This window comes from Niallia alba (assembly GCF_012933555.1).
Lineage (GTDB): Bacteria > Bacillota > Bacilli > Bacillales > Cytobacillaceae > Niallia > Niallia alba.
Window position 1 is genome coordinate 1,392,836 of the sequence record NZ_JABBPK010000001.1, and the last position, 18,143, is coordinate 1,410,978.

Sequence of the window (18,143 nt, forward strand, 5' to 3'; positions counted from 1 at the left end):
TTCTTTGTTGGGTAAATCTAGTATCTAGTAGTGCAAAATCTGAGTAGATTTCAACTTACATATACACAAATAAGCCAAAGGGGGGATTTGGCCCAGAAATCCCCTTATTATGCTTTAGAGAGATGGATAAAACCTTCACCAAAGACGTCCCTTACATCGTGAATGGTAATAAAGGCGTTCTCATCTGTTTGCTTTACTATTTTCTTTAGTTTAACAACTTCTTGTTTATTAATAATAATATACAGTATTTCTTTTTCATCTTTTGTATAATAGCCATGTCCAGATAATACAGTGACTCCACGATTTAATTGCTCGTTTACCTGATCGGCAATTTCAGTGGGGTGACTGGAAATAATCGTGACTGCTTTCTTCGGATTAACGCCTTCAATGACAAATTCCATTACCTTTGTTCCAACATAGAGCATGATAATTGTCAGCATGACCCCTTCTGCTTTTATAAGGAAAAAGGATGCAAATACAACAAGTAGATCAAAAAATAATAAGCCATAACTAATACTCCAACCGAGATACTTATTGGTTAGCTTTGCGAGAATAGTAGAACCAGCTGTTGTACCGCCTACTCTTATAATTAAACCGATTCCAACCCCAGCAAAAACTCCACCAAAAATGACATTAACAAATAATTCATCAGAATATATCGTCCATGACTCTGTTAGATGTAAAAATAATGAGTTGAAGAAGACTGCAATAATGGTATAAACAATCATTTGTTTACTTAAAAATTTATAGCCGATTATTAATAAAATGCTATTTAACGTAAAGTTAACAATACCTGGCGACCATTTAAATAAGTAATAAGCAATAATGGCTACCCCGGTAACTCCTCCCTCTCCTAAGTCATTAGGAATAACAAATAAATTGACAGCTAATGCAAAAAGGAAGGATCCAAATATAATTACAAGGATATCCTTTCCGTATTTTTTCATAAAAAAACCTCCAATAGAACATAAAGTAAATGCTAAATCATTATCAAGTATAATAAAGGTAGCCGTTAATTCATAGGAAAAATTTTATCCCACTCTTAACGGAAAGTACGACTCGCCCTTCAAGCTTATGAGAATACGAGGAAGATAGGTGGGAGATAAAGGTCCGATTAGTTCAACTAACCATCAGTGGGGGAGGAAGGAAAACCACCACTGAATGGTTAGTTGAACTTTAGGAAGGGGAAAATTTACTTAGTACATATTGATGGAATAGGAAGAAGAAAAGAGGGATTACATTAGTACAGGTATGGTGGCAACAGGAAAGTTACTGTTACTTAAATTACTTGTGAACGATTCAAAGGATAGTATTTGCTTGGTGATATTTTAGGCGAATAATCGGGAATAAATGTGAAGAAATGAGAGGGATAGAGTAAACTCCCACTCATCATGTCGGAAGTGGGAGTTTCAAATATATCAATTTTTTACAAAGTCTGCTGCTTATTTAGGTAAAGATAAGCCATTTTTCTTTTGAAAGAGTCATTTTTCTAAAGTATTGTTTGTTGGTGATTCTTCTTCGATTATTTTCGTTACTTTTATTTGGCTGATTCTGCGATCTACAATCTCTTCTACTTGAAATTCAAAGTTTTTGAAAGTGATGGATGGTTTTTCCTGATCATTTGGAATATAGCCAATCTTACTAATGAGAAAACCACTTAATGTATCATAAATTTCTATCGGCAAGGTAATTTTCAATAATTCTTGCACATCGTCTAAACTAATAGTCCCTTGCAATAGATAGGTATGTTCCCCGATAATCTTAATTTCAGGAGGTTTTGGTTCATCGTATTCATCAAAAATATTGCCGACGATTTCCTCAACTAAATCCTCCATTGTAACAATTCCATCTGTTCCGCCATATTCATCGACGACAATGGCAAAAAGAACATTATTTTTTTGCATCTGGATAAATAATTCATCGATTCTTTTTGATTCCAATACAAAATAAGGTTTGCGAATAATCTCACTTAATTGAAATGAGGTATCTTCTTTGCCCATATAGGCTAACAGATCTTTGGAATGTAGGATGCCAATAATGTTATCAATGTTTTCCTCGTAAACAGGGTAGCGAGTATACATTTCACGGTTCACTAGAGTAGCTATCTCCTTTAATGTGTAATCGGAAGGAATGGCTACCATATTGGAGCGATGGGTCATAATATCCGTGACATTTTTATTATCAAATTCAAAAATATTATGGATCATCATTCGCTCATCTTCGTCAATACTTCCTCTTTCATTTCCTACATCTATCATCATTTTTATATCTTCTTCTGTTACTTCCTCATCTTCCTCACCTGGACGTACTCCGAATAGGCGTGCAACTAGATTGGTGGAGAATGTTAAGAAGGCGACAAATGGTGCTGTTATTTTGGAAAGTACCGTTAATGGACTTGCAGCAAACATCGCAATACCTTCTGCTTTCTTTAAAGCCACTCGTTTAGGAACTAATTCACCAAAAACAAGGGTGAAATAGGATAACAGTAGAGTAATAATAATGACTGAAATAGAATCAAGCAGTCCTTGAGAGAGAGGAATTCCCATTGTTAAAAATAACTCTGTCAATTGACCAGAAAAGCTATCAGCTGCAAAGGCACTGGCTAGAAATCCTGCAAGGGTAATACCAATTTGGATGGTGGCTAAAAATTTACTAGGCTCTGATAGTAGTTTATAGACTATTTTAGCTTTCTTATGACCTGTGTCCGCCATATGTTTAATTTTATTGTCATTTAAGGAAATGAGCGCAATTTCTGCGGCAGCAAAGAAAGCATTTAATGCAATTAGAATGACTAGGACTAAAATGCCCAAATCTTTCAGCTCCTTTCCGAGAGATTATCTTCTTTATGTTTTACCCTTTTTAAGGGAAAGTATGCTTTTTGCCAATTTGCTGTAATTTTCAATAAGAATAAAAAATATATGACCTGAGTCATTTTATTTTTGGAAAAAAATGACCTATAGGTATAGGAATCGAGGTGTATTTTCATTATTCTGTATATAGAAAGGATGATGACCTTGTTAGAGATAATGAATTTATCTAAATCATTTAAACAAAAACAAGCTGTAAATTCCGTTAATTTATATTTAGAGAAGGGAGAAATAGTAGGATTGCTTGGACCAAATGGGGCTGGGAAATCTACTACAATCTCCATGATATCTTCGTTAATTGCTCCCGATGTTGGAGATGTAAGACTAAATAACGAAAGTATTTTAAAAACACCACAGACATTACGAAAAATACTTGGAGTAGTCCCACAGGATATTGCTGTTTATCTGGATTTATCTGCACGAGAAAACTTACTTTTCTTTGGAAAAATGCACCGAATCCCTAAAAATATACTACAAAAGAGGGTAGATGAAGTTCTTGAAATAATCGGTTTAAAGGAGCGGGAAAAGGATTTAGTGAAAACTTTTTCCGGTGGGATGAAAAGAAGATTAAATATTGGTGTTGCATTAATTCATGAACCAGAAATTATTATTATGGATGAACCAACCGTTGGAATTGACCCCCAATCAAGAAATTACATTTTAGAAACCGTTAAAAGGCTAAATAAAGAAAAGCAAATGACTGTCCTATACACCAGTCACTATATGGAAGAAGTCGAATTTCTTTGTGATCGCATTTATATTATGGATCATGGTGAAATTATTGCTTCTGGCGCGAAAGAGGATATAAAAAACATCCTCTCCGCAGAAACTGCCATTAATATTAAGGTGGAAATAGTAAAGCATGAATTTACAGAAGCACTCCGCCATCATAAAAATATTAAAAATATCTCCATTCAACAATCAGTAATTACTGTAATCGTGCCACGACAAGTTCATTTACTGAAAGATATTTTGCGAATTGCCGAAGAGCAGAAAACAAATGTACTCTCTGTCCATATTGAGACACCTACTTTAGAAGATGTTTTCTTGCATTTAACAGGTCGTCAATTAAGGGATTAGGAGGGTACCATATGCTTTGGCAAATGATAAAGAAAGAATTATTGATGATTTGGAGAAGACCACGGGAACTAATTGTATTACTGCTTATGCCATTTGTACTCATAACTATTCTTGGAAGTGCTTTAGGGGCATTGAATAATAATGAAGAGGTAGAAGTGACTGCAAAGCTCGCTGTTGTAGTGGAAGATGAAGCAGACCAAGCACAACAACAAGTAATAGAGAAAATTAGACAGTCTAATGCAGCCGAACAGAAAAAAGCAGCTAACATAGCGCTTATTGAATCCCTTGAACCGATAAACATATTTATTAATGTAGTAGGAAAGAGTCCAGAATTAAAGAAAGTTCTATCTATCACCGAATATCGGAACATAAAAGAAGTGAAGGAAAAAGATTATGACGGTGTGTTACTTATTCCAGAAGGCTTTACTACTAAATTTTATAATAATCTTTTAGAAAAAAACACAACGATTCCGGCGTGGATCCTAAAGACAAAGGATGAACAATCCCTTCGTGCAACCATTATCCAAGATATTATTACAAATTATCAAAAAGAATGGGTTTATCAAAAAACAGCACAAGATCTTCAAATTGATTATTCCGCATTAGTAAATACAAACATATATGGACAAATTGAGAATATTGAAAAGAAAAAAGAGATTAGTGCTTTTGCTTATTATGGAGTGGGAATGTGTGTCATGTTTGTGTTCTATATTTCTACAACCGTAGCGGGTTTTGCTTTTCAGCAAAAGGAAGAGCTTATGTATGAGCGAATCTTATTAGCAAATGTTCCAAAAATCGTATTTTTTACTGGCGTTTTTATGGCAGCATTTATATTATCTTTATTACAATTAACGATTTTATTTAGCTTAACAGCATTGATTTATGGAGTAGTCTTTCCTAGTATAATCAATCATTTATTCGTAACTTTGACTGTGAGCATAATGGCAGCAACATTCGCCACATTTACTACTGCGGTTGCTTTTGCTACTAATTCACGAAATGTGGAAAGTATTTTTTCGTCTCTCATTGTTCCGATCCTAGCTTTTATTGGCGGCAGTTTTTTCAATGTGAGTGCAATTGGCGGATTTATGGAAACATTAGGTGAATATTCTCCTGGGGGAGCTGCGCTTACTGCGTATTTAAAAGTATATCAAGGGTACTCCTTAGGGGATATATGGAGTCAGCTAAGAGCAATTCTTTTGTTTTCTGTTCTTTTGCTTTTACTTAGTGTAGTTACCTTGAAGAAAAGAGGAGGGATACGATGAATGCAGTACTATGGGGGAAATGCAAGAAATTTATAAGAAAGCCAAGCGGATTTATTATAACCTCCCTTATCTGTATCGTATTTGCTTATTTAGTCGGGATCTCTTCCTTTACAAAAGTAGAGGTGCCAATTTTCACTGATCAGTCGACGAAAGCAAATAACATTTTAAAGGATTTGAATAAAAGTGAGAGTTATTCGTTTGTTTCATATACAGAAGAAGAAGTAAAGGAACAATTGGCAAAAGGGGAAGCAGATGTAGGGGTATCGATAAATGCAGATACTTATACGATCTTTAAAATAGCCGTAACTGCCAATGTATTAATGGTGCAAAATTTTCTTCAAACCTATTATGGTTATATGCTGAAGGAAGATGCATTATTAAATAATGCAGCGGATAAAGAAGAAGCAAAAAGGGTGCTTATAAGTAATAAAGAAACGCCAATTATTCCGGTATCAAATGAACAAACTTTATCAGAAAAAGAAGCGACTTATAATCAGTCACTCCAGTCGTTATTTGGATTTACTTTATTCTTCTGTATTTATACCATTTCATTTACGGTAATAGAGATACTAAGAGATAAACAAAATGGAATATGGGATCGTTTTATCTTATCCTCTACGTCGAAAGCCCAAATATATTTAGGACATCTAGTATTTAGCTTTTTCATAGGATACGCACAAATTATTATGATCTTTCTTCTTTTTAAATATGGATTAAATATTGATTTTAATGGAAATTTTTATTTGGTGTATGTACTAATCATTCCATACTTATTTTCCATCGTGGCATTAACGATTCTCCTTACAGGTCTTGTTAAAACACCAAGCCAGTTCAATGCCATTATTCCACTTGTATCAGTTAGCTTTGCTATGCTTGGCGGAGCATATTGGCCAATTGAAATCGTTACATCGAAAGTAATGCTTCTTTTATCTAAATTTATTCCCATTACTTATGGAATGGAGCTATTAAAAAAAGGGATTATTGAAAGTGCCTCATGGATGGACATCATGGTTCCAGCAGGAATTCTTTGTTTAATGGGAACGATTATGCTAGGCATCGGCATTCAGCTTATTGAAAAAAGACATGTGTAAAAAAATGTTATGATGGAATATTTCGAAAAAATAAAAAACGGTGTATAATAAAGGAAATAGATTCCAAAATTGATGAGGAAGGAGCTGAAACACTTGATACGAAAAATAGTTAAAGGATATTTATCCCACTCTTAACGGGCAGTAAGACTCCCCCCTCAAGCTTCTGAGAATACGAGGAAGATAGGTGGGAGATCTACTGTCCGTAAAGGTCCGATTGGTTCAACTAACCATCAGTGGGGGGGGGAAGGAAACCCCCACTGATGGAAGTTTCACTTTATATGTGGTTGTTCTGCCTCTTACCTTATTAATTTCTGTTATTTTTGAGCCAAGTGGTAGCCTCGTGCGATTAACGAATGACACTATTAGAGATATGTAGTAAGTAAAAAAGGTAGTTAAATAAGTATCTGTCTGTGGAAGGCAGGTACTTATTTATGGAGATAAAGGATATGGAACAGCAGCCCTTTTAACATTGGGAAAATACGTTCAAACTTTAGGTGCAAAGAAACTTTCATTACATATACTTGGACATAATACAAGAGCTATTCATCTGTATCAAAAAAACTAAACTTTCAAATAACAGATTTAGTAATGAGCAAAAATGATAAGGGGATTTGCATGAAAAGTATCTATATAATTTTAGCAACTTTAACAGTCGAAACATTGATAATATGGTTTGCATCCTATTTATTAGGATGGAACTTTACCCCACTCTTAACGGACAGTAAGACTCCCCCCTCAAGTTTATGAGAATACGAGGAAGATAGGTGGGAGATCAACTGTCCGTAAAGGTCCGATTGGTTCAACTAACCATCAGTGGGGGTTGAAGAAAAACCCCCAATGATGGAAGTTTCACTTTATCGACACCATCTTATTAGGCAGTCTTTTGCTTTTTGGAATTGTTTATCTTTTTCGTCTATATATTCATCAAACCAATGCAACCTTCAATGCAAACATTGCCGGCTGGACATGGGAGGAAGCTGGAATTGGTCCTTTTCATTTCCGGATTTCGCCAATAATTATTGGACTTATTTTATTTATCGTTATTAGTATTCTCGTTACCTTTATTACCTACTATCGTTATTTTTTCGATTAAGAATGATAGGAAAAATGGTATACAACAATGGTTATATAAATAAGCTTGAGAGGATGCGAAGATATGAGATTACTGGAACATGAAATATAAAATCATTATTGCAGAGGCCCTCCACTATCCACTATCTTTTGTAGGAAAAGAGAAAATAGAGGAGGAATAAAAAGTGAAAGATTCAAATTTTCATAGGTATTTAGAGGAAATAAACGAGAAGTTTGAAGGCTGGGATTTTTCGAGCATCTATGATACAGGGAGAATCCAAAACAGCCTGCTTTCCTGGTCTTATGGTAGTAAAGTGATCTCCGCAATGCAGGGAGCTACTGCTATATTGGATATGGGTACTGGTGGCGGAGAGTTTCTTTCTCTATTAAAGGGGTACTATCCACCAACCGTCTATGCAACAGAAGGCTATAAACCGAATGTACCGATTGCGAAAAGGAAGTTAGAACCTTTAGGAGTCAAAGTATATGAAGTTGTTGATAATGAGCATTTGCCGTTTCCAGATAATCACTTCGACTTAATAATTAACAGGCATGAATCATACTCTGTAAAGGAGTTAAAAAGGATAATAAAGACGAATGGAATCTTTATCACCCAGCAAGTAGGTGGCTGGGATTGCAAGGAGTTAAATGACTGGTTTGGAGTTGCTGTTAATTCTGAATTTAAGGAGTGGAATCTTCAATCAGCTCTCAAGAATTTTTCTATTGACCAATGGGAGATTCTAGAGCAAAGAGAGGAGTTTCCTACACAGCGATTTTATGACTTGGGCTCAGTTCTTTTCTATTTAAAAGCGATTCCTTGGCAAATTCCAGATTTTAGCGTAGAAAAATACCAAGATGCATTGTATCGGCTTTATCAGCATTTAGAAGAAGTGGGATACTTGGATGCTACCCAATCTCGCTTTTATATGAAGGTAAAATGTAAATAAACGAGAATAATAACAGAAACTCAGTTAGAAGCCTTAAAGGCTTTTGCTGAGTTTTTTTATCCCACTTTTAACGATCCAGCTCAAGATTTGGTCGAAAAGCTAGGTGTTGAAACTCGCGGGGAATGAGGAAAAAGCCCTGCTAATGAAATTTTTCTTAACATGGTTTTTATCGAATATAAAAACATATTACAAATGCTGTAAAGAGGAATGGTACAATGGATAGAAAGGATATTTTTTCCTTTTTAGAATAATAGAGACAGAAAAGTCTATAAGGGAGGAAAAGCAATGGCTACAGAAGAAATCATTACAATAAAAGGATTACGGAAAAACTATGGTGTAAAGGAGGTTTTAAAAGGGATTGATCTTCATGTTTCACGCGGGGAGATTATTGGTTATATTGGACCGAATGGAGCTGGAAAAAGCACCACCGTTAAAATTATCCTTGGGATTGAAAGTTATAATGAAGGGGAAGTAAAACTTTTCGGAAAAGAAATTAATCAAGATTCAATCGAGTATAAGCGGAGAATTGGGTATGTACCAGAGATAGCAGAGGTGTATGATAATCTAACTGCCTATGAGTATTTAACCTTTATAGGCCAATTATATGGGATGAATGCAGATTTTGTTGATCAAAAAGCGCAAAGATTAATGGAGCTGTTTGGAATTGGTGAGGTTTATCATTCCAGAATATCCTCTTATTCAAAAGGAATGCGGCAAAAACTATTAATTATTTCTAGTGTTTTACATAACCCTGATATTTTATTTCTAGATGAACCAATCAATGGGCTAGATGCTAATAGTGTGATGATATTTAAGGAAATTCTTGCACAGCTCGCATCATCTGGAAAAACAATCTTCTATTCTTCTCATATTATGGATGTTGTAGAAAAGATAAGTAGTCGAATTATTTTATTAAATGAGGGAAAGATTGTGGTAGATGGAAGCTTCAAAGAGCTTCAGACACAAAATGAACAAGGAAGTTTAGAAGGTATCTTTAATCAACTTACAGGATTTCATAATCATAGAGAAATTGGGGAATCCTTCGTATCCGTTGTGCAAGAGGTGCAATCATGACAGATTATACGGTATTAAAACTTCTTGATCGCTTTAAAGCTTTTTTTCAGAAATTAGGCATCGATTATGAGGTGTTAAGGGCCATTCTTCAAGTAAAACTTATGATGGATCAACGCAAACTACCAACCATCTTCTCACAGTCTAATCAGAAAAAAGAAAAGAAAGAAGATAAATATGCCTATATAAAATCTTTATGGTTATATGCTTTTATGGGATTAGTTCTTATTCCGTTTATGGCATTCGGTGACAACTACCTTTTTCAAATGAGTATTTCTTTTGGAATTATTTTATTTCTCGTTATGACTTCTATGATTTCAGATTTTTCTGCTGTATTATTGGATGTTCGCGACAAGCATATTGTACACACGAAACCAATTAATAGGCGAACAATCAATGCAGCAAAAGTGGTACATATAATGATTTATCTGTCTCAACTAACAATTGCGATCACCTTTATTCCGTTAGTCGTAAGTCTCATAAAACAAGGCATTGTCTTTTTCTTAATAACGGTTGTTCTTCTTGTTTTAGCCAACTTATTTATTGTTGTTATTACAGCATTACTATACATGACTATTCTGCGTTTTTTTGATGGAGAAAAACTAAAGGATATAATCAACTATGTTCAGATTGGCTTGTCTATCGTTATTATGGTAGGGTATCAGCTTGTTATTCGAAGCTTTGAGTTTGTTGATTTAAATATTGTGTATCAAGTACATTGGTGGCATATTTTTATCATTCCAATGTGGTTTGCAGGTCCGTATGAATGGATTTTGAATGGGAATACCGAAAAGATGATGATACTTCTCGCCACTCTCGCTCTTGTTTTACCAATTATCGCGATTAATATTTATGGGAAGCTAATTCCTGTTTTTGAGAAAAACTTAGAAAAATTGACGAGCCAAAGTAAAGCGAAAAAAAGAAAGGTTTCAAAGTTTAGAAAATGGCTATTATCACTTTTTATAAAAAGCAGGGAAGAAAAGGCTTTTTATGATTTTACAGGACAAATGATTAGCCAGGAAAGAGATTTTAAACTAAAGGTTTATCCGTCATTAGGTTTTTCCATCGTTATTCCCTTTTTGTTTCTTTATAGTGGCACAAATTTTGAGGAAATCGAATTTGGAACAAGTTCTTCTTATTTAACGATTTATTTTACAATGATTAATATCCCGACGATTATTTTTATGTTGAGGTATTCAGGAAAATATAAAGGAGCATGGATTTTTACAACACTCCCAGTTTCAGATTTTTATGCCTATTATAAAGGTTCGTTAAAAGCGGTCATAATTAAATTATATTTACCCATTTATTTTTTATTAAGTATAGTGTTTGTGTTTCTGTTTGGAATAAGAATTATTCCTGATTTATTAGTAGTGTTTCTATCTGCTTTCTTTTATGCTATTGTTTGCTATCAATTATTAGATAAACAAATCCCTTTTTCCATGTCTTTTGAATCAGGTGGGAACCAGCAAAGCTGGAGATTGTTTCTGCTGTTGATCCCTCTGCCGATTTTGGCGGGTATCCATTATATCAGTATATCTCTTCCTTTTGGTGTTTATATATACGGTCTGTTGCTTTTCCTTGTTAACCTTCTGTCCTGGAGGAAAATGAAAAGTAAACAAAGTGCTACAAATAGTGTTTACTAAAAGTTAGTTCTTGGATTCTTGAGAATAATTTGTATATACCCAATTTTTGTATGAGGAGAATGGAAAGTGGAGAAAGAAATAGACCTCGCTTAATGTTTATTTTTTAATCCCTCCCTAGTTTAAAATAGCAACACATTTAGACTAGGGATTTTTCTTATCTTTTAAAAAAGAAAGCTATCGATTAATTCCGTACTTTTTCTTTGGTGTTCTATGTTCTGTGAGTAATTAATTTGATATAAGCTGGAAAACAACACATTAAGTACATAATCAATAGCTACTTGTGATGAAAAGGTAGCTATTTTGTATGTTTCTTTTTTTTCTAAAGCTGGTATGGTTAAAACAACATCAGCCATTTTGGCTAGTTTACTTTCAGGAAAGGCTGTAAGTAATAAAATTGGCACCTGTCTCTCTTTTAATATACGAGCAGCAATTAAGTCATCCTTTGATTTAGCTTCATAAGTAATAAAGAAGGCACAATCATTTATATCAATGTTAACAGTATTGTTGGCAAATTCATTACGAGCCGTTGCAATTATTGCATATTTATTTATTTTTAAAAGTTTATTTTGAAAACTTTCTGCCCGAATTTGGGAATCCCCTACAGCATACATAAAGATTCGTTTTGACTTGTATAGATACTTAGTCATCTTAAACAGTGATATTTCATTTAATAATTCGTAACTCTCTTTGATTGACTGTTGAGTTAAATACATCATATCTTGACTAATCTTCATAAGGGAAGCTTCATTTTCAAAAGGAATATTGGGATTAATTTCAGATAAGACATGGTTTTTCTGTTCGATAGATTTAACAAGCATAATCTTAAAATCCTTAAAGCCCTTCATCCCTAATTTTTGAGTAAAGCGAATGATAGAAGTATGTGAAGTAAATGTTTTTTGTGCTAACTCTTGGATTGTCATTCTCTCAATTAAGTTAGCATTCTCCAATATATATTTTGCAATATTTTTTTCTGCTGCAGTATAATCCGTTCTATTTGCAATTTGTTCTAGCAACAAACCGTCAAACTCCTTTAAAATTGAACATTTTGTTCATCAAAACAGCTTTATTTTAGGTTAAGTCTTGAACATTTTATCCTAAATCCGTTAAATCAAGATCCTTACATGGAATTCTCTATTATTCCATCCTATAATAAACTCATTGAGGATAAAAAGGAGTATTTTTATGCTAACAATTGGATATATAAGAAATGGTAAAAGTACAAATCGGTATCACCTTCCTTTTGCTTTACAAAGAGAAAATATAAAGGTGAAAACAATTTATTATACTATCATACATCGGGAGGAATAAATAATAAAAGATGACGAAACACTATTACAATTGGCAATTTTAGAAGAGGGAATGAAAGGATGTAAATGAAATGAAACTTGGAATAGTGGGAGCAGGAATGATTGTTCAGGATTTATTACCTGTGTTTAAATCTATACCCCAAATAGACTTGGTGGCGATTTTTGGAAGACCAGCTAAAAAAGAATTCTTATTATCTTTACAAAAAGAATATCTTATCAAAAAAATATATGTAGATTATAAAGAAATGCTTGCTGATACTGAAATAGATGTAATTTATATAGCATTACCAAATCATCTTCATTATTCCTATACAAAACTAGCATTAGGAGCTAGAAAACATGTTATCTGTGAGAAGCCTTTTACATCTAACTTAGATGAATTAAAGGAATTGGAAAGTATCGCACGAAGTAACGATCTTTATTTAATAGAGGCAATTACTAATCAATATAGAGGAAACTATTCACAAATAAAGGAATTGTTACCTAAATTAGGTGATGTAAAGGTTGTAGAAGTAAATTATTCTCAATATTCATCTCGGTACAATGCCTTTAAAGAAGGCAATATCTTACCGGCTTTTAATCCTGAGATGTCAGGTGGTGCATTAATGGATATTAATAGTTATAATATTCATTTTGTTGTAGGGATATTTGGGAAACCAAACGGTGTACAGTATTATCCAAATCTGTCTCAGGGAATTGATACTTCTGGAGTCTTGATTTTAGAATATGATCGCTTTAAAGCGGTCTGTATCGGATCTAAAGATAGTATGGGTCAATCATTTGCTACTATTCAAGGAGAGAATGGCTTCTTAACAGTTAATGGACCTGTTAATAGTCTTGATTCTTTTACAATTAGTACTGCTAGTAAAGTAGTTGAAAATATGAATAAAAATGAGCATACACATCGAATGTACGAAGAATTTGTCGCATTCGAAAGAATAATTCGTGAGAAAAATAAAAGTGAAATGTTGAAAAAACTAGAACATAGCCTTCAGGTGATGGAGATTATTACAGTTGCTAGAAAAAGGGCGGGAATAGTATTTGCTGCCGATGAATTATAAAATATAGGTAAGAATGGAGTCTTCTATTAATAGAGGACTCTTTTTAGTCATTAGTCCAACCTTTATGGATATATAGATAAAACAGGTATTTATATCCCACTCTTAACGGACAGTAAGACTTTCCCCCCTCAAGCTTATGAGAATACGAGGAAGATAGGTGGGAGATCAACTGTCCACAAAGGTCTGATTGTTTCAACTTACCATCAGTGGGGGAGGAAGGAAAACCCCACTGATGGAAGTTTCAATTTATCATTTTCTAGAATGTCTATTTATAAGGTGTTTCCTCATTGGTAATAGTTAAGCCCATTAATATTGCACTTATGAAAAGGAGATATAAAAGTATACAAAATTAAGGAGATTTAACTCATAATGGTTAGTAAATAAAGAAGGATTCTATTATAAAGAATATAAGAGGAGCGATAACATCATGGAAGAAGAGCAATTAAAAGTATTTGACGAAAAGAGAGTACAAATCGGTATTGCAACCCGCAGCGAAGTTCATGAAAAGGGATTATGGCATGAAACCTTTCATTGTTGGATTGTATCTGAACAGGATGGACAATTGTACCTCTATTTACAAATTAGAAGTCCTTTGAAAAAGGATTATCCCAATCTTTTAGATATTACGGCAGCGGGTCATTTGCTAGCACATGAAGAGATTGTAGATGGTATAAGAGAGATGGAAGAAGAGATTGGGATATATGCGAAAATGGAGGAGTTAATTTACTTAGGTGTGTTGAATTATGAAATGAACAATGGAAACTTTTTGGACAAGGAATTTGCCCATACTTTTTTATATAAAAGAAACATAGGTTTCGATGAGTTTCAATTACAGGAAGAAGAAGTAGCGGGAATTGTATCGACTAGATTGGAAGATTTCTATGCATTATGGGAAGGAACGGAACAGCTAATCGAAGTTGTTGGATATGAAAGGAAGGAAAGTGGACAACGAGAAATGATTCAGCGACAAGTTGGACGAGAAAATTTTGCGCCACATCCTATTTCTTATTACAATCGATTAATGCAAGCTTTAAAGGAGAACTTGTAAATGGGGGAGAAGGAGAGAAAAATGAATAAAAACAAAACCATGTATCTAATTCGTCATTGTGAGGCGACAGGACAAAATGAAGATGCTGAACTGACGATAAATGGAAGAAAACAGGCTGTTAAACTAGCAGATTTTCTCGAAGAAAAGAATATTCAATATATCCTATCCAGTACATATTTGCGTGCCTATAAATCAATTCAACCTTTAGCAGAAAGGCTTCAGCTGCCGATCCATAAAGATGAACGTTTAATCGAGAGAAAGCTTAGTGACAAAAACTTGGATGAGTGGCTCTTGCTATTAGAAAAATCTTTTACAAACCTAGACATCGTATACGAAGGTGGAGAGTCTAGTAGACAAGCAATGGAAAGAGGCGTCACTGTTATAAAAGAGTGTATGTATAGAAAGGAAACGACTTTTGCAATTGTTACTCATGGAAACTTGCTTTCTTTGATATGGAAATATTTTGATCAAACAGTATGTTTTAAAGAATGGAGAGAGCTCTCGAATCCAGATGTTCTTCAGGTCCATTTCAATCAAGAGAAGATAACTGTAAACCGAATCTGGAGGAATAACATGTGAGCGAACAGAAAAATTTTCATCTACCTTTTGGTGTATATGGAATTTACATAGAAAATAATAGATTGTTAGTTATTCATAAGAAAATTTAGATAAACTATCCATAGATAATGCTTCTCCACTTGTATGAAAGGCAGTAGAGTGGATACAAACAGGATCAATTGGACTTGAAGTAACTTGGTTTAAGGAATGGGAAGGGAAGAAATCCTTCCATATATAAGGAGAAAAAGGAGAGTATATATGATTATTAGAAAAGCAAAAGGGGAGGATGCCAAAGAGATCGCAAAAGTGCATGTAGATAGTTAGAGAACTATTTTCGAAATTCGTGGCCGAAATGAACAGAAGTTGTTTTTTGGATGGAAATAATGACAACGAAAACACTTATTTGATATAAAAAACTGTCGGCAGTTCATCCTGTCGACAGTTTTAAAAATGGATAGGAAATGTTTCAAGAAGAAAGCTTCTCCACAATCATTCGTTTTCCAGTATTTAAGGTGAATTCAAAACGGTCGGTGCTTTTTTCATTATAAAAGAAATGATGATTAACGCTACAGAGTCCCTCCTCATTATCAAAAATCATCATATTTACACCACTCTTCCGCTTTTCATCCTTTAAAAAGGTAAGGTGATTATAACAATATATACAATCATAAATGGAGAACTTCATCGAATTTAACGTAGTAATAAACTGATAAAAGCTATCGTCACTTAAATCATCTAATAATTCTTCTAAGGCAAATACTAGATGTTTTCTTATGCGAATTGGATCTTCATGCTCTAGAAAGTGGATGGAACTAGAAACATTTACTTTGCCCTCCTCAAGTAGAATTCCTTTTCGCCAACGATTTAAGATGAGAATTTCAATTTCTTGATGTAAATATTCATCAAGCATAGCTGCGTCTTCTGTTTCTTCATCGAAAAAAATCCATTGATTATTTATATATTCAACTGTCCCTTTTGTAAAGGCACGCGTTTGAAATTCAATTAGTTTTGATCTGTGCTGATTGTTCATTGTAAACCTCCCAAAGATTACACGCCCATAAATTCTTTTTAGACAGATAAACAAAATTTTATAACTAATCCTTCTTTTTCCTTCCTTAAAAGATTGAAAACGATTAATTTTCTTTTTTAAAATGGAACATTAGATAAACTTCATATGGACAAATAACCATTTTATTTTTAGGGCATAGAATACTCCATACTGATTGATTGGTATCTAATCATAAGTTCCACGAAAGAAAGGATGATAATCATGTGTGGAATAACAGGTTGGGCTGATTACAAAAAAGACTTAAGAAAAGAGTCGGAAGTATTATCAGCTATGGCAGAAACGTTGGCCAAAAGAGGCCCAGATGATACAAATGTTTGGACTACACTGCATGCAGGATTCGGTCATAAACGATTAGTGGTAGTAGATCCGTTAAATGGTATTCAACCAATGACAAAAGAAAAACAGGGTTATCACTACACGATTTGTTACAATGGTGAGTTATATAATACGGAAGACATAAGAAAAGAATTACTAATAAAAGGATATTCATTTCAAGGTCATTCTGATACAGAAGTTTTACTTACTTCTTATATAGAGTGGGGAGAAGATTGCCTCGAATACTTAAATGGAATATTTGCCTTTGCCGTTTGGGATGAAAAACGCAATTCCTTATTCATTGGAAGAGATCGATTAGGGGTTAAACCGTTGTTTTACGCTGAAGTTGGAACTAGCTTTATCTTTGGATCTGAATTAAAGGCATTGCTAGCAAATCCGAATGTGAAAACAGAGCTAGATAGAGAAGGGTTAGCAGAAGTGTTTGCTCTTGGGCCTTCTCACACACCAGGAAGTGGTATCTTTAAAGGCATTAAAGAGCTTCGTCCAGGGCATGCATTAAAGTTTACACAGGATGGGCTGAAAGTATGGCGGTATTGGAATGTAAAAAGTGAAGAACATAAAGATACATTTGATGAAACAGTTGAAAAAGTACGTTTCCTTTTTAAAGATGCTGTTACAAGACAATTAGTATCAGACGTACCATTAAGTACTTTTCTTTCAGGTGGTGTGGATTCCAGTGCTATTACAGCCATTGCTTCCATGGAATATGCGAAAACGGGAAAAGGACCGCTTCATACGTATTCCATCGATTATGAAGGCAATGATAAATTCTTTAAAGCAAATGAGTTCCAGCCAAATTCAGATGGCGTTTATATCCAAAAAATGACGGACACTTTTGGAACCATCCACCATAATTGTGTGATCACCCAAGAGACATTAGCTGCCTTTTTGCATGAGGCGGTAACGGTAAGAGATGTGCCGGGGATGGCGGATGTGGATTCCTCTTTATTATGGTTCTGTCGAGAAATAAAGAAAGATTTTGTTGTGAGCTTATCCGGCGAATGTGCAGATGAAATTTTTGGTGGCTATCCATGGTTTAGGAGAGAGGCGGATTTGCAAAGAGAAGGCTTCCCGTGGATGAGATCGATTGAAGAACGACAAAAGCTATTGAAAAATGCATGGAGCGATAAATTGCAATTAAAAGATTATATGATGGATAAATATAACCAAACAATTGCAGAGACACCTAAATTAGCTGGAGAAAACAAAGAAGATGCAAAACGCCGAGAATTATTTTATCTTAATCAGCTCTGGTTTATGACCACTTTATTGGAGCGAAAAGATAGAATGAGTATGGGAGCAAGCCTAGAGGTACGTGTACCATTTGCTGACCATCGCTTAGTAGAATATGTGTGGAATGTACCATGGGAAATGAAGAATTATATGGGCAGGGAAAAAGGATTATTGCGAAAAGCGTTAGAAGGAATTCTTCCAGATGAAGTATTATATCGCAAGAAAAGCCCTTATCCAAAAACACATAATCCTATTTACACAAAAACAGTAACAGATATGTTAAAAACTGCTTTAACAGATAAGAGCTCTGCTTTATATGAATTCTTTGATAAAGAACGTCTCGCAGAAATTATTCAAACAGAAGGCTCTGCATTTAAAGAGCCGTGGTTTGGTCAGTTGATGACAGGTCCACAGCTACTCGCACACTTAGTACAAATTCATTATTGGTTTAAAGATTATAATATCAATGTTGTAGAGTAAAATAATACAAAGA

The 18,143-nt window shown here is 34.2% G+C and carries 17 protein-coding genes; 13 read left to right on the forward strand and 4 right to left on the reverse strand.

Annotation, left to right across the window (positions count from 1 at the left end):
* Positions 1–107: 107 nt before the first annotated feature.
* Positions 108–947 carry a YitT family protein gene (locus HHU08_RS06890; protein WP_169188095.1) on the reverse strand — a complete coding sequence of 280 codons (840 nt, stop codon included), beginning with the start codon at positions 945–947 and terminating at the stop codon, positions 108–110.
* Positions 948–1,481: 534 nt separating this feature from the next.
* Positions 1,482–2,810 (reverse strand): hemolysin family protein, encoded by a 1,329-nt coding sequence (locus HHU08_RS06895; RefSeq protein WP_016202036.1) that lies wholly within the window; start codon positions 2,808–2,810, stop codon positions 1,482–1,484.
* Positions 2,811–3,014: 204 nt separating this feature from the next.
* Between HHU08_RS06895 and HHU08_RS06900 the strand changes: the two genes are divergently transcribed.
* From HHU08_RS06900 to HHU08_RS06935, 8 genes are all read left to right on the forward strand, one after another.
* Positions 3,015–3,947 (forward strand): ABC transporter ATP-binding protein, encoded by a 933-nt coding sequence (locus tag HHU08_RS06900; RefSeq protein ID WP_169188096.1) that lies wholly within the window; start codon positions 3,015–3,017, stop codon positions 3,945–3,947.
* Positions 3,948–3,958: 11 nt separating this feature from the next.
* On the forward strand, positions 3,959–5,212 hold the full coding sequence (locus HHU08_RS06905; protein WP_169188097.1) for an ABC transporter permease: 1,254 nt from the start codon (positions 3,959–3,961) through the stop codon (positions 5,210–5,212).
* Positions 5,209–6,303, forward strand: a complete 1,095-nt coding sequence (locus HHU08_RS06910; protein ID WP_169188098.1) for an ABC transporter permease — start codon at positions 5,209–5,211, stop codon at positions 6,301–6,303. Before HHU08_RS06905 ends, HHU08_RS06910 begins: the two co-directional genes overlap by 4 nt.
* A gap of 427 nt (positions 6,304–6,730) precedes the next feature.
* Positions 6,731–6,868 carry a GNAT family N-acetyltransferase gene (locus HHU08_RS25885; protein ID WP_224427415.1) on the forward strand — a complete coding sequence of 46 codons (138 nt, stop codon included), beginning with the start codon at positions 6,731–6,733 and terminating at the stop codon, positions 6,866–6,868.
* Positions 6,869–7,186: 318 nt separating this feature from the next.
* Complete coding sequence (locus HHU08_RS06920) at positions 7,187–7,396, forward strand: hypothetical protein (RefSeq protein WP_169188099.1); 210 nt, start codon at positions 7,187–7,189, stop codon at positions 7,394–7,396.
* 163 nt (positions 7,397–7,559) lie between these two features.
* Positions 7,560–8,321: a class I SAM-dependent methyltransferase gene (locus HHU08_RS06925; protein ID WP_169188100.1), complete on the forward strand. Its 762-nt coding sequence runs from the start codon at positions 7,560–7,562 to the stop codon at positions 8,319–8,321.
* Between the two features lie 285 nt (positions 8,322–8,606).
* Entirely contained in the window at positions 8,607–9,395 is a 789-nt protein-coding gene (locus HHU08_RS06930; protein ID WP_016202042.1) for an ABC transporter ATP-binding protein, read from the forward strand.
* Positions 9,392–11,038: a hypothetical protein gene (locus HHU08_RS06935; RefSeq protein ID WP_169188101.1), complete on the forward strand. Its 1,647-nt coding sequence runs from the start codon at positions 9,392–9,394 to the stop codon at positions 11,036–11,038. The genes HHU08_RS06930 and HHU08_RS06935 overlap by 4 nt, the downstream gene beginning before the upstream one ends.
* Positions 11,039–11,199: 161 nt before the next feature.
* Here HHU08_RS06935 and HHU08_RS06940 read toward each other — a convergent pair whose 3' ends face one another.
* On the reverse strand, positions 11,200–12,054 hold the full coding sequence (locus tag HHU08_RS06940; RefSeq protein WP_169188102.1) for a MurR/RpiR family transcriptional regulator: 855 nt from the start codon (positions 12,052–12,054) through the stop codon (positions 11,200–11,202).
* 166 nt (positions 12,055–12,220) lie between these two features.
* On the opposite strand from HHU08_RS06940, the gene HHU08_RS25420 reads away from it, so the two are divergent.
* The 4 genes from HHU08_RS25420 (at position 12,221) to HHU08_RS06955 (ending at position 15,033) form a co-directional block, all read left to right on the forward strand.
* Positions 12,221–12,346 carry a hypothetical protein gene (locus HHU08_RS25420; RefSeq protein WP_263479751.1) on the forward strand — a complete coding sequence of 42 codons (126 nt, stop codon included), beginning with the start codon at positions 12,221–12,223 and terminating at the stop codon, positions 12,344–12,346.
* 70 nt (positions 12,347–12,416) lie between these two features.
* Positions 12,417–13,406: a Gfo/Idh/MocA family protein gene (locus tag HHU08_RS06945; protein WP_016202046.1), complete on the forward strand. Its 990-nt coding sequence runs from the start codon at positions 12,417–12,419 to the stop codon at positions 13,404–13,406.
* Positions 13,407–13,833: 427 nt separating this feature from the next.
* Positions 13,834–14,454 carry an NUDIX hydrolase gene (locus tag HHU08_RS06950; RefSeq protein WP_169188103.1) on the forward strand — a complete coding sequence of 207 codons (621 nt, stop codon included), beginning with the start codon at positions 13,834–13,836 and terminating at the stop codon, positions 14,452–14,454.
* Between the two features lie 21 nt (positions 14,455–14,475).
* Positions 14,476–15,033: a histidine phosphatase family protein gene (locus HHU08_RS06955; protein WP_040344131.1), complete on the forward strand. Its 558-nt coding sequence runs from the start codon at positions 14,476–14,478 to the stop codon at positions 15,031–15,033.
* A 445-nt stretch (positions 15,034–15,478) separates the two neighbouring features.
* On the opposite strand, the gene HHU08_RS06960 is transcribed toward HHU08_RS06955, so the two are convergent.
* Entirely contained in the window at positions 15,479–16,042 is a 564-nt protein-coding gene (locus HHU08_RS06960) for a DUF2777 domain-containing protein (RefSeq protein WP_169188104.1), read from the reverse strand.
* Positions 16,043–16,282: 240 nt separating this feature from the next.
* Between HHU08_RS06960 and asnB the strand changes: the two genes are divergently transcribed.
* Positions 16,283–18,130: an asparagine synthase (glutamine-hydrolyzing) gene (asnB, locus tag HHU08_RS06965; protein ID WP_169188105.1), complete on the forward strand. Its 1,848-nt coding sequence runs from the start codon at positions 16,283–16,285 to the stop codon at positions 18,128–18,130.
* Positions 18,131–18,143 lie beyond the last annotated feature (13 nt).

Excerpts from the sequence above, each read along its gene's own strand:
- HHU08_RS06890 (WP_169188095.1), bottom strand. The coding sequence starts at position 947 with ATGAAAAAATACGGAAAGGATATCCTTGTAATTATATTTGGATCCTTC.
- HHU08_RS06905 (WP_169188097.1), top strand. The coding sequence starts at position 3,959 with ATGCTTTGGCAAATGATAAAGAAAGAATTATTGATGATTTGGAGAAGA.
- HHU08_RS06910 (WP_169188098.1), top strand. The coding sequence starts at position 5,209 with ATGAATGCAGTACTATGGGGGAAATGCAAGAAATTTATAAGAAAGCCA.
- HHU08_RS06930 (WP_016202042.1), top strand. The coding sequence starts at position 8,607 with ATGGCTACAGAAGAAATCATTACAATAAAAGGATTACGGAAAAACTAT.
- HHU08_RS06935 (WP_169188101.1), top strand. The coding sequence starts at position 9,392 with ATGACAGATTATACGGTATTAAAACTTCTTGATCGCTTTAAAGCTTTT.
- HHU08_RS25420 (WP_263479751.1), top strand. The coding sequence starts at position 12,221 with ATGCTAACAATTGGATATATAAGAAATGGTAAAAGTACAAATCGGTAT.
- HHU08_RS06945 (WP_016202046.1), top strand. The coding sequence starts at position 12,417 with ATGAAACTTGGAATAGTGGGAGCAGGAATGATTGTTCAGGATTTATTA.
- HHU08_RS06950 (WP_169188103.1), top strand. The coding sequence starts at position 13,834 with ATGGAAGAAGAGCAATTAAAAGTATTTGACGAAAAGAGAGTACAAATC.
- HHU08_RS06955 (WP_040344131.1), top strand. The coding sequence starts at position 14,476 with ATGAATAAAAACAAAACCATGTATCTAATTCGTCATTGTGAGGCGACA.
- HHU08_RS06960 (WP_169188104.1), bottom strand. The coding sequence starts at position 16,042 with ATGAACAATCAGCACAGATCAAAACTAATTGAATTTCAAACGCGTGCC.
- asnB (WP_169188105.1), top strand. The coding sequence starts at position 16,283 with ATGTGTGGAATAACAGGTTGGGCTGATTACAAAAAAGACTTAAGAAAA.